This window comes from Actinosynnema sp. NPDC059797 (assembly GCF_042732085.1).
In the GTDB taxonomy this organism is placed as follows: domain Bacteria; phylum Actinomycetota; class Actinomycetes; order Mycobacteriales; family Pseudonocardiaceae; genus Actinosynnema.
On record NZ_JBHWIE010000029.1, the window covers coordinates 1 to 12,307 of the forward strand.

Here is a 12,307-nt window from a genome sequence, read left to right on the forward strand (position 1 = left end):
GTCGACCGGGCTCGGCCCGGTCTTGGGCCCCCATTTAACGCCCGGACGTGGGAGGAGTCGACCACCGCGCGGGACCAGTCGATCCGGTTGGCCGCTCGCAGCTCGGCCAGCAGCACCTCGTGCAGCCGCTGCCACACGCCGGCCTCGTTCCAGTGCCGTAACCGGCGCCAGCAGGTCATGCCCGAGCCGAAGCCGAGCTCCTGGGGCAGGTGCTCCCAGCCGATGCCGGTGTGCAGCACGAATAGGATGCCCTGTAGGCACAACCGGTCCGGTAATCGACGTCGACCGGGATTGCGGAACCGGCGCGAGGGCACCGGCAGCAACGGCTCGACCAGCTCCCACAACCCGTCATCGACCAGCCACGGCTTCGACACACCCACCCATCGGCCCAACGATCACCCCGCTCGACAGCGCAGAGGCAACATCACCCCATTGTGTTAGGAGGTCTTAGGCTTCATACGTCCTCTACCTGCATAGATAAGGTTATCGGCAGGCACGGCGCCCACGCACGCCCTCGGCCTCAGCCGCCCCGCCATCCGCAAGTCTGCCGCTGACCAGGCCACCGGCGAGCTGGCCTCCACCTGCCGCGGTGTGCGCGAGTGGCCGGAGGGCCTCGCACCGCTCGGGCACCACGTCACCGCGCACGCCTTCGACACCGGGCCCAGGACCGGCTGGCTGCCCGGCTCGGCCGCCAAGGCCATCACCTGGCGGCTGCGCCGTGCCGAGCAGGCCGATGTCCTTCTACGTCGGCGGCATCCCCGACCCGCTGCTGGTCGGCGAACCCGCCCGCGCCGCCGCCTGGGCCCAGTTTCTGCTCACCGCAACCCAGGCGTGACCGCCGAGGTCCTCGAGGCTCCACCTCGAAAACCCCCGGCTCACCTGTTGTTCGCGGTTATGCGGATGGGCTGACGTCGAGTACGTATGGAGTGATCCTGAAACCGTCGGCTGCAGCCTGTTCCGCCTGTTGCTGCAGTTCGTTGAGCAGTGCGTCTGCATCGTTGGCCCGGTTCTTCGACCACTTCTGCGGGCGGTACTTGGGTGCGACCCAGTAGACGATGTAGATGCCGTGTCGGCGATTCAAGGGGACGAGGTAACGGTCGATCAGCTGTTCCCGCATCGCGGTGTACAACTCGTCGCTATCGGCTCGTTTGGCCTCGATGCTGACGCGTGCGAGGCCTCCGCCGACCGTGCAGGACGTGGTGGTGAGGTCCACGCGGGTTCCGATGCCGCCGCCCCTCGGGCGAGCGACTTGCAGTTCACGGTCGACCACGATCCGGTCGGTGTTCAGTCGTTCGAGACCTCTGCGACGTATCCAGTCGGAGATGTCGTCCTCGACTCGCGGCGATTCCTCCAGCCAGACCTCGCGCCAGCCATCGTCGTATCGCAGGTAGCGCTGGAGGTCGTCGTAGTGCCGCAGCAGTACTGCGACGAGATCGGCGTCGTTGCGAATCAGACGCGCGTCCCCGCGGGCCAGGACTTTTAGCAAGGTCACGGGTTCGATCAGCGGTACGTCCAGGTCGGCACGTCGGGACTCGGCCTGACGCAGATGACGGGCGATAGTGCTCTGCGTCAGCTCTGAGCGGCCTCCGCAGAGGGCGGTGAGGTCGTCCACCTGACCGTTGTCGACGAGTCGTTGCAACACTTGATTCCGAGTGTGTTGCGCTTCAATACATTCAATCCGGGACATCAATGCATCGCTCGTGTCTAGAGGCACGTCGTCCTCGAACGGGAAGCTGTCTAGCAATAGCTTGGCCGCGTCGACGAGATGTCGCATGTCGAGCCTGCCGACGTCGAGGTCCTCAACAGCTGCGATGATCTCTTGAGTGCTTGCACTGCTGTTGATCAAAGACCTGACCACATAATTCGGGTCCAGCAACTTCAGGTGCTCCCAAGCGCGCTCCGCCAGTGGGCTCGCGTTCCCGACGAGCAGCCGGCAGGTGTCGGCCGCAGTCGGGGGCGAAACCTCCGCGAGCACATCGAGCAGATTGCCGGCGAGTTCGCCACTGTAGCGTCCGGACACGACGCGATCCGCGATTTCCTCCGCCAAGTCGGCGGCGAGCCATTCGTAGATCGCATGGGGTCGGAGGTTCCTGTTGTTCGCTTGCAATTCATCGAGGTGCGCAAGCGCTGCTTGAAGGATGTACTGGCGCGCACATCGGAGGCCGATGCGGAGCAGGTACTCCCTGAGTAGCGAGTCGCTGGTCTCGCTGGACAGCGGAGTGGCGACGACACAGTGCGCCCAGCGCTTCCAAAGATCCTCCCCGAGCCCGACCAGCTCACCGACGTCCAGTTGCACGAGTGTGGCTATGAGGTGGACTCCGTACCAGTCCTGCACCACCTGATCGAATCGCAGCTTCACCCGAGCGCACCACGCTTGAGGGGCTGGTTCGTGGTCGCGGAGGTAGCGAATGCCTGCGCGAACGAGCTGACCTTGTTGCGCCTCGCTCAACCGCCTCCAGCCGGGCGCCTCGGTGAGATCGGCACCGAAGCTCTGACCGGGATCGTGGTAGAGCATCGAGACGACGTTCGGCCAGAACGACACATCCGATTCAAGCCGATCCAGTGCGCTGGCGACTTCTTCGATGTGAGCAGGCACGATCTCCGACTCATCCAAAGTGATCACCGGTGCCTGGTGGGATGCGAGTCGGAGCTGCTTCAGGCAAGCCTTGAGCACGCTGCCGGTATCCGGGGCGACGGTGGGAAGCACCGCGCGCAACCAGTCGAGGTCGGTGTGGTTCAGGAGTCCGAGACTGATTACGGGAAACCACGCGTGTTCGTCGAGCGCGGCGACCTCACAGGCGAGTTTGCGACGGAGTTCATCGGGCCCGTCGACCCACTTCGTCGGGGGGCGACGTGAACTCTGCGCGCTCCACTGGTGGGAGTGGAAGCCGGCTGCGATCAACCGGGCGAGTGCCTCGCGGACGGGAGAATGTTCGACGTGCTGCCAAGCGCGGTCCACAAGACCTGCAAACAGATCACCGTACTTGTCGTGGTCATCACCCTGATCGGCGAACCAAGCCAGGAACTCGGCGAGATCCTGCTCCGGTATGAGAGCCGGTAGCGATCGAAGCGTACGAACCAGGTAGTTGCCGATTAGGGATGACCGGTGCGGCCGCAGCACCTCTGTGAGCCTGCGCGTGGTCAGCAAGTCCGGGTACAGGATGTCGACCGCTGTGGCGAGAAGTTCGTTGTCCGGGTCGTCCTCAGCTGACTCCAGCAGGTCCCGCAGTGACAACCTGATCTCGTCGTCACCGAGCCTGCTCGCGGCAAGTGCGGCAGTCCGCCGGGCATACGCGAACCACCTGAGGTCGCACGCGGCTGCGGCGAGAAGCCCTGCTGCCGACACACATCCACCAGCCGCAGCGAGACGGGCCACCCACCACAACTCCGCGTCGGACCGCAATTGACCGAGCCGCAGTTCCAGCACCTCGCTGAGACCTGGGTATGCCAGACCGGCGAGATCCAGACCCCACTCAGTAGCCTGCTCACCACGACCAGCGGTATCGAGAAGACCGTCGACGACAGCTGCGCGGGCCCTGGCGTCCGGAAGCTCGATCGTCGCGGAAGCCGAGGCGAACAGCAGGGCGTTGGTCCTGATCACCGACATAACCAGATCGGGCGCGAGTGCGGCGAGCCAGGCGGCGACCCCGATGCGTGAAGGGGGTAGCACCCCGGACTCGCGCACGCCGAGCAACGCTGGCAGCTGACCGGCTGAGACGTCCCGTTCGACCAGGTACGCGGCGGCGAGGTGCTCGACATAGCGCTGGTGGCGGACACCACAGTGCCCTCGGGGCCAGCTTCGAACAGCCCCGTGGCCATCACGTCACGGTAGTTGTCCGGTTCCACGAACAGACGGAACTCATCGGGCTCCGGGGTCGATGGCAGCCGGTCGGCGCTCAAGGTGCCCTTATCGGTGCTCACCGCAGGAGTCAGTCGCTGTACACCGCTGAACGCCGCGAAGGCGCCGAGGCGTTTCGCGAGTCGCGTCACGCGGTCGTGCGGCATGGTGGGGCGACGGCCTTTGTTTGCCTCCTGCAGCAGCAGCGCGATCTCATAGGCCAGGGCATCCTGTGACTGCTCCGGCAGGGCGCCTTTGTCGTGCCAGAAGCGGGCTTCCGCCAGCAACTGCCCGATGCAGGCGGACAAGCCGCCCCGTCCCGCCTCCACCAGGGCATGGATGAAGGCGGGGCCGTCGTACCCCTTTTCGTCGACCAGAGCCTCGGCGGAAGCCCTGTCGAGCGGCAGCAGAGTCAGTTCGTCGAACCCGGCCGCGGTCAACGCCGACTCACGCGCGACCGCACGACACGCCAACCGCCACGAAACCGACGCCGCAGCTCCGAAGGACAGCTCCTCGGCCAGCCACTGCAACAGCATCGGATCACGGGAAGCGGCCTGATCAAGACCGTCGAGGTACGCAGTGGTACCTCGATCGACCACGGCGGCAATCCTGATCCACAGGTCTTCCCTCGTCAGCGGCGCCGCGTTGACGTACTCCGCACCCTCGAACCCGGCCAGTGCCTTGCAGGTCTCGGTCTTGCCTGCACCGCCCGCCGCGAGCAGAACGAACCGCCCGCTCAACACCCCGGGATCCGTCACCAAACTCGGTGGTCCAAGGTCTTTCTCCCGGTCCGGGGCGTCGGCCAACCAGCGAGGATCGGACGGCAGCAGGAGAAAACCGTCGTCGCCCAGCAGAACCGGCGCACCGGCCGACCGGACATACCTTGACAGACCGCTCGTCACGCGCACCGCTCCTCTTCTCCTGGCCTGGGTGACCATTGTGCGCCCATCGCGCGGCGAGGTGGGGGAGACACACCGGCTTCCGCGGCCTGGTAAATCGGGGTATTACGTCGTGATGAGGGAAGGATCTGTTCGTTGATTCTTGAATTTCTGATGTTGGGTGAATCAATGCGGCGCACGCCTGTGCTGTCAGTCAGCCCTTTTCAACTTCATCCGGCGTTGAGTATGGAGTGTGAGGACTGCTCGGATCAGATCGGTGATAAAAGTGGAACAGCTGTGCAGTGATGACTTTTTCGAGCGGCACAGGCTAGAAGAACGGGACGGACGTGACGATAGCCACGACGAGATGAGTTGCCTGGTGCAACGCCCAAAGACCGCATTCCTTCTGTGGGAACGTTCCTCCGGCGGAGTACGAGACGTTCCGTCGGACGGCCACAGCACCGGCATAGCGGTCTGAGCCAACCGATCCGCCCTCCCACTTCGCCGGGGCGGTCCAGTGATCATTGCCAGAGTGCGTTGGACAGCAGTTCGGTTTGCTCGATTGGCACGAGGCCATCGTCGAGGCTGCGTAGGCGACCGTAAATTTTGCGCATGGCGCCCTTGTCCGGCACGAGTTTTCTGCGCACAGCACCTTGGAGAATCGTCAGAGTTCCTGCCAGCTTGATAGCTCCAACAGGCTTTCCTTGCGCCTGGAGGCGACGAAGACGTCGGATTTCCTGCCCGGCAAGGCGCGCGCCATCCGCATCATCGATGAGCACGATAACCTGCTGCCCTGCTTGGGCCGCCACAACCGCGTGTGCGACGACCATCAGCTCGCCCAGATCCTTCGCCTGCCGTTGCCGTTGGACCATGGGCAGTTGGGTGATCCGGTTCACGACAGCTTCGAGATCAGGGGTCGGATCGTCGGGAAGTATGTTCAGGTACTTGGGAACGAGTTTTCCCATAGTCGTCCCAGCGGCCTTGAAACGCTCGTCCTCCCGGGCTTTCCGCTTGATTTCCTCCGCTACTGTTGCGGGAGTACTCATCGGCCCCAGGATTCGAATGAGCAGGTTCTCCTGATTGATGGACAGGAAGTTCAGCCCGGGGCCGGCATCGATGATCGGCCGGTGGTGTTCCATCAGAGGTCTCGCTCCGACCTCTCGTCCGTATCACCGTCGCTGGGCACGCCAAGGGTCTCGAGCAGGTCGGTCAGATCAACGTCCACCTCGGGCAGATCACTGGCGCCGGCCCACACGGCCTCGCTCTCGATCGGGAAGATGCCGGCCTTATGAAGCTCGGCTTCAGCCTCCGCGACGGTGATACCGCGCAGGGTGGCGATCGCTTGCGCTGGCAACACTGACTCGGCGTAGCCTCTGTTGGCTCGGGCGAGCAGCCGTTGTGGTGCACGCGGATGTTCGGACTCTGCCTTCAGCGCGAGGTATTGATCGGTCCAGCCATACCGGGCGGCTAATTGCGGCGTGGTCAGGTCCTTCCACTGCGTCTTGAGCGCGGTGCTGATGTGGCCGCCTTGTTCCAGTTGGATCGCGGCCATGCGAGGCGACAGCAGGAACCGTTGGACAACCGCCGAGAGATCCGACTCCGCAACGGTCGTGCGCTCCTCGAGAAACTCGTGCAGTCCTTGGAGAGGCAGGAGCAGGTGACGTGCGAAGGCGTCAGCGCGACTCTCCGTGTAGTCCCTGCCTCCCCAGTCGACTTCGCTGCTGTCGGTCCAGTCTTCAAACAGTACGTGTGCCAGCTCGTGTGCCAATGTGCTGCGCTGGCGCATCGGGTTCGAGGTGCATGCGACGCCGATGAATACGGCGCCACGCACTGGGTCCCGCATCGTCAAGCCGTGTTCATCAGGCTCCACGCGGAGCATGGCCACGTCAAATCCCGTGGCCTGCTCGATGGTCACGACCAAGTCGCCCAACGGCTGCACGCCCAAGTGGTGGTCGACTCGGAACTTTTCCGCCGCGGCACGGCCTTCGGTCTCAGCGCTCATACTTGTTGGCTTGTCGCGTCACATCGTGGCCGGCACGGCCTGGTCGTCTAGGTAGGCATCGAGTTCCAGGTAGTGCAGCAGCGCCTCTCGCATGCGCGGCATGTTCGAGGCATTCGTCGACCGTGGCGCGCATTGCACCCGGGCGGCCACCGTCGAGTTGCCCGTCAGCTGGGCAACCGTATGCCCGGTGGCCTGCGCGATCGCGACGATCTCCGGCATCTTCGCAGCCCGCTCGCCTGACACGATCCGTGACACCGTCGACTGGGAGATGCCGGTCGCCGCTTCGAGCGCGCGCTGACTCAGCTGTGCGGTGTCCATAGCGCGCTTGATCAGTGTGCCAACGTTGGCCGTCAACATGCCCCCTCATCGGTGTGAATCAAGTACGGTCAAGATGATTCAAGTATAGGGGTGACATGGCCGAACATGCCACTGTCAACCGACGCGGCATGGGCACAGTTCGGTAACGCCAGAGGTGTGGAACAGGACGCTGACCAGCACTTATGGTGCAACGTATAGGTGATCTGGTCCGGCACCTTGTGCTGCCCGGGCGTCATCGCTGCTGGTCTCCTGCTGGCCATCGGTGGTGATCTGCCAGTCCACGCCGGGGGAGCGCAGCACCATCGGGCCCGAGGTGCCGACCACGCGCAGGTCGCCGCACTCTCACAGCGGTGGTACCGGACTTCTCGAGTGGCGCGAGGTGGAAGCCTAGGGTCAGCGGCGGAGCCTGTGGGGTGCCAAAAGTCGGCCACATGGCCTGACCTGCGGTTAGGCTGCTATGGGTGCGTACTCGTTGGTCAGGCCGCCGAGGACTGGTCGGCGGCGTATCGAGGTGCAGCGCGGCTCTGCGGTCGGCTGGTCTGACCGTGGTGGCGCGAGTTGCAGTGCTTGGTGTGGTCGGCGGTGGTTGTAGTGGGTCGCGTACCGGTCGAGCACTGATCTCAGGTGGTGTTCGTTGGTGATGAGCAGTCGGTCGGTGGCTTTGCGTCTTACGGTGCCGACGAACCGTGTGCCGCTCGACAAGTCATCGCTGCTGGTCAAGTGACGTGTCCGTACTCGTTGATCAGACCGTCGAGGATGCGGGTGGGGACAGGGTCGTGGTCGTGTTCCCGACGTCTCGGATGGCTGGCCGGGAACCTTGTCCGTCGGTGGCCCGTTGGTGGGGTAGCGGGCTTCCCCCGGTGGTCGCGGTGGGGAGCAGCGGTCTCTGATTGGCGCGGGTTGAGGTGTCTCCCTGCCGAGTGCTGTCTCCACTGGCGAATCGCCACCGTCTCCGTGTGGTTCCCGACTTCGCTTGAAGTTTTGAGGGGCCATCTGAGCAGGGTCGGGAGTCCGGTATGCCTTTGGAACTGTTAGTCGTGATCATCTCCGCCGGTGCGGGCGTTGTTGCTGCGGTGATCAACGCCGTGGGCAGGATCGTTGCAGCCCGGCTGGCGCGGTCCAGGCGGGAGGCCGAGGCGGTCTAGGAGGAGTGAACGATGAGGGGCGGGGTGGGTCGCTGGGCCGGCCCCGCCTGCCGAACGTGGTTTCGGGCGGGCCGATCGAGATCCGCAACAAGCTGTCAGTTCGCCGTCCGTGGGATCTCCAGCTGTTAAGTCATCGCACCAGCGGGTCTGCCAGAGCGCGAAGGTGACGTGGCGGCTCTGACCTGCGGCTTCAGGAGTCATGGCTACGCCCTGACGGTCAAGTTGCGTCGGTGGCACAACTGTTGCGGCTACAGCAGTGCCGCTGTCTATGGACGCGCTGGTCACTTGATTTGCGCACATGTGTTCGACGGCTGTTGCGGTCGACATGAGCCTGCGGTGGGAGGAAGATGGGAGGCGATTGGGAGGATTCAAGGAGAATGAACCGAAGTGAACTGCGATGAAGTGCATTCAACTGCACCGTCGCCACCTGCTGATTTAGTGTTTCCGCAGGTCAGGGTATGATTTGGGCCATTCTGGGGGAGGAGTCTGCACCATATCGGTTGGTCAAGTGGTCGCTCTTCGGGCTCGACTGAAGGCGACTCGCGGTGTGCTGTATGACTGTATCGCTCTGCTTGGATGTTGCCTCGAGGTGCTTCTTGCAGGCAGTCAAGGGGTGCAGCGCGATGTCGCATAGCCAGCGGTACCAGTAGTCCTGGTTGCGGATGCCGCCCAGCTCCTCGGGTAGCGAGGTGGTCGCGGCGGCCATGATCGCGCCGGTGTCGTGGTGCACCAGGCCCTTGAGCGTCAGCGCGGAGCGCAGCACCAGGTCCGTACGGCTCGACCACAGGCAGTTTGAGCGTGGCGGCCCTGTCCGACCAGTGTGTGCTGGCGTGGGTGCGCTGTTCGGGTCCGCCGGAGGGTGGTCTCGGACAGGTTGTCGGTGCCGCGGTGCAGTCCCCGGCGGGATCGCCGCGCCCTCGCGTGGCCGGACGACCGCGGTGGCGGTCTCCTGCCGGCCGTCGGAGCTGATCTGCCAGTTCACGCCCGGCGAGCGCAGCACCATCGGCTCCGAGGTGCCCATGATGCACAGGCCCTCGCGTTCACGCAGCAACCGCACCAGTTCTCTCATGGTCAGCCAGAATGCTGGCATGACGGAGTGACCTGCGACGATGGCTTTTCGAGCGGCACACCATTGGAGGGACGTGCCAGTTCACGCCAGGTGAGTACAGCCTTATCGGTTCCGAGGTGCCCGACTGGTCGCGCCACGCCTCACGATCATGCTTGTGCAGCACATAGTGCGCGATCGCCGCAGCTCAGCGCTCAATTCAGAGTTCTGGCACCCCACAGGCACCTGCAGCGACCAGCCGTGCCGCCGCAGCAGCAGCCGCACACCCTGCACCGTGTAGCCGACCCGGAACAACCGGCCGATCATGGTCTTGATCCGGCCCAGGGTTCACCCCCGACCCTCGTCCCAGCCGTGCGCCAACGGACCCTTGGCCAGCGCGCGCTCCAGCCGCTCCCACTGCACGGGCGAGAGCCGCTCCACCGACATCGGCCCCGCCGAGCGCAACGCGTCCATCCCGCCCTCGCGCCAGCTGCGGCGCCACTTCTCCACCTGCCGCACACCCACCCGCAGCTCCGCGGCGACCGCCGTAGTCTTCTCGCCCCGGGCGAACCGCTCACCGGCCTGCAGTCGCGCGCCCGCGCCTGCTGCTCGCGGGGCGTCAGTCCTCCACCCTGTGCATACCTTATCCACCTGGCATAGCGCGACGGTCAAGGAACGTCACGGGGCCAGTTTCACTCCGCCAACGCGAACTCAACCTCTGCAAAGCCGTTCGGTAAGTTTTTCTTATGAAGGTATTGGCTTTTTTGATGACTCGGTTATCGAGTTGGGTGGAAGTTCGCGTCGGGTAGATTCGGTTTCCGTGTTCGAGTGGACGGTGAATCGGGTTCAGCGACCCTTCGAGCGTATGGACGCTCATGTGAGCAATGCATGTCTTTGACGGGGTGGTGAGTGACGCACAACGAGGTGATGGATGCCGTTGTGGGACAGGTCGTGCAGGCGGGGATGGTGCAGGGCGGTGTGCACTTCCATACCAGTGCCGGTACGGCCGCTGTGCTTCCACGGCAGCTTCTCGCTGATCCGGCCGGGTTCGTCGGCCGTAAGGTCGAGCTGGCGCGTCTCGACCACCTGCTCGGCACGGACGACGAGAGGCGGGCTGCACCTGCGACGATGCGCATCCTGCTCGTGACCGGCATCGGAGGACTGGGCAAGACGTGGTTGGCCCTGCGTTGGGCGCATCGGGTCCTGGAACGGTTTCCCGATGGCCAACTGTTCGTCGACCTGTGTGGTTTCAGTCCCGGAGGTGCGCCGACCTCCTCGGAGGTGGCGCTGCGTGGCTTTCTGGAGGCGTTGGGGGTAGCGCCGGATCGAGTTCCGGCCGAGGTAAACGCCCAGGCGGCGTTGTTCAGGAGCTTGTCGGCGGGTAAGCGGATGTTGGTGGTGTTGGACAACGCCGCCGATACGGCACAGGTCGTGCCGCTTCTGCCCGGCAGTGCCTCCTGCGTCGTGCTGGTAACCAGTCGCGACCGGCTGCCTGCTCTGATCACGGGGCACTCGGCCAAACCCGTGGCCCTGGAAGTGCTGGGTTTCGAGCAAGCCCGTGCGCTGCTGTCCGCCCGTCTGTCGCCCCGGCGGTTGGAGGACGAAGCGTTCGCGGTCGACGAGTTGGTCCGGCTGTGCAAGGGGTTTCCCCTCGCCTTGGCGATCATCGCCGGACGAGCGGACAGCCATCCACGGATTCCCTTGGCCTCGTTCGTTGCCGAGTTGCGGAGCATGGGGCTGGCCGCGATGGATGACGCCGACCCTGCGGCGAGCCTGCCCGATGTGTTCTCGTGGTCCTGCCAAGCTCTCGGCGACCGGGAGGTTCGAGCGTTCTCGCTGCTGGGCATCGCGCCCGGACCGGACATCGCGGCGGATGCCGCAGCCGCCCTCATCGGAGTGCCGCTTCCCGCAGTCACCGCGATTTTGCGTGACCTGTGCAAGGCATCTCTGGTGGATCGTGACGCACACGGCCGGTACGTCATGCATGACCTGGTCCGCCGCTTCGCTGCCGACCTCGGCCACCGGTTGCCCGTAGGCGAGCGGATCACGGCCGTGCGTGGAGTGCTCGATTTCTACGTGCACGCAGCCCTGAGCGGCGACCGGATTCTGGAGCCGTACCGAGGTCGCGCGATCCCTGGCATACCGGTGGGGTCGAGTGTCGGTCGCGTGTCCGACCCCGCGTCGTCTTTGAGATGGTTCGACCTCGAACACAGGTGCCTGTCCGCTGTTCGTTGCACTGCCGTGGAACTGGGACTGCACCGGCTGGTGTGGAACCTGGCTTGGGCCACCGACACCTTCCACTATCGCCGTGGACACCGTCACGAGCAGTTACGAGCCTGGGAGGACGCCCTGCACGCCGCCGAACACCTCGACGATCCTGTCGCACTGATGTACGCCCACCGCGGCGTGGGCATCGCCCACGCCCGCTTGGGTCACCACACGAAGGGGATCCGGCATCTCCAGCAGGCTGTGCACATCGCGGAAGACGCTTCCGATCACTACGGACAGGCCGACGCGCACTATGTCCTGGCCTGGATTCGCGAACAGCAGCAGGACACCGCGTGTGCGCTGGACCATGCCGTTCGCGCACTCAACCTCTACCGGAGCTCGAACGGCCTCATCGCCCAAGCGGACACGATCAACGCCATCGGCTCTTACCTCGCCCGCCATGGCGACCTCGACCTCGCCCGACGGTACTGCCAGGTCGCCCTCACCTTGCACCGACACCACCGCCACCGAGCGGGCCAAGCCCATGTCCTCGACGGCTTGGGATACATCGCCCATCACGCCGGTGACCCCGCCACCGCCGCGCGCCACTACAGCCAGGCCGCCCTGCTGTACGAAGAACTCGGTGACAACTACTTCCTGGCAGACGTGCTCGACATGCTTGGCGAGGTGTACAGCGCACTCCAGCGCCATGACCAAGCACGCGCCACCTGGCGACGAGCGATCAGGCTCTACGACGCGCAACGACGCGGCTCCGATGTGAGCCGTTTGCGAGGTAAATGCGCAGCCCTGCCTGCTACCGCGCCATCATGACCTGCAGGGCGCCGAAGATGGCATGCAGCTCTGACCCGCGGC

The 12,307-nt window shown here is 64.8% G+C and carries 8 protein-coding genes and 3 pseudogenes; 1 reads left to right on the forward strand and 10 read right to left on the reverse strand.

Translation table 11 applies throughout. The annotated features are described in order from the left end of the window. The 10 genes and pseudogenes from ACFV4N_RS11205 to ACFV4N_RS11250 all read right to left on the reverse strand — a co-directional run. Positions 1-374, reverse strand: a pseudogene (locus ACFV4N_RS11205) (transposase); the annotation flags it as partial. Positions 375-892: 518 nt separating this feature from the next. Continuing rightward, positions 893-3,685 (reverse strand): hypothetical protein, encoded by a 2,793-nt coding sequence (locus ACFV4N_RS11210; protein ID WP_499672357.1) that lies wholly within the window; start codon positions 3,683-3,685, stop codon positions 893-895. After that, positions 3,598-4,740, reverse strand: coding sequence for a hypothetical protein (locus tag ACFV4N_RS11215; protein ID WP_499672358.1), 1,143 nt, complete (start codon positions 4,738-4,740; stop codon positions 3,598-3,600). Before ACFV4N_RS11215 ends, ACFV4N_RS11210 begins: the two co-directional genes overlap by 88 nt. Positions 4,741-5,237: 497 nt before the next feature. Next, positions 5,238-5,855 (reverse strand): PIN domain-containing protein, encoded by a 618-nt coding sequence (locus tag ACFV4N_RS11220; protein WP_499672359.1) that lies wholly within the window; start codon positions 5,853-5,855, stop codon positions 5,238-5,240. Then, positions 5,855-6,718, reverse strand: coding sequence for an ImmA/IrrE family metallo-endopeptidase (locus tag ACFV4N_RS11225; protein ID WP_499672360.1), 864 nt, complete (start codon positions 6,716-6,718; stop codon positions 5,855-5,857). Before ACFV4N_RS11225 ends, ACFV4N_RS11220 begins: the two co-directional genes overlap by 1 nt. Before the next feature lie 18 nt (positions 6,719-6,736). Further along, positions 6,737-7,075, reverse strand: coding sequence for a helix-turn-helix domain-containing protein (locus ACFV4N_RS11230; RefSeq protein WP_499672361.1), 339 nt, complete (start codon positions 7,073-7,075; stop codon positions 6,737-6,739). A 141-nt stretch (positions 7,076-7,216) separates the two neighbouring features. After that, positions 7,217-7,360, reverse strand: a complete 144-nt coding sequence (locus ACFV4N_RS11235) for a trehalase-like domain-containing protein (protein ID WP_499672362.1) — start codon at positions 7,358-7,360, stop codon at positions 7,217-7,219. Between the two features lie 123 nt (positions 7,361-7,483). Then, positions 7,484-8,029 (reverse strand): integrase core domain-containing protein, encoded by a 546-nt coding sequence (locus ACFV4N_RS11240; protein ID WP_499672363.1) that lies wholly within the window; start codon positions 8,027-8,029, stop codon positions 7,484-7,486. 768 nt (positions 8,030-8,797) lie between these two features. Continuing rightward, positions 8,798-9,238: pseudogene (locus ACFV4N_RS11245) on the reverse strand (trehalase-like domain-containing protein); the annotation flags it as partial. A 228-nt stretch (positions 9,239-9,466) separates the two neighbouring features. Beyond that, positions 9,467-9,873, reverse strand: a pseudogene (locus ACFV4N_RS11250) (winged helix-turn-helix domain-containing protein); the annotation flags it as partial. Between the two features lie 262 nt (positions 9,874-10,135). Here ACFV4N_RS11250 and ACFV4N_RS11255 point away from each other — a divergent pair. Beyond that, positions 10,136-12,265: an ATP-binding protein gene (locus ACFV4N_RS11255; protein ID WP_499672364.1), complete on the forward strand. Its 2,130-nt coding sequence runs from the start codon at positions 10,136-10,138 to the stop codon at positions 12,263-12,265. Positions 12,266-12,307 lie beyond the last annotated feature (42 nt).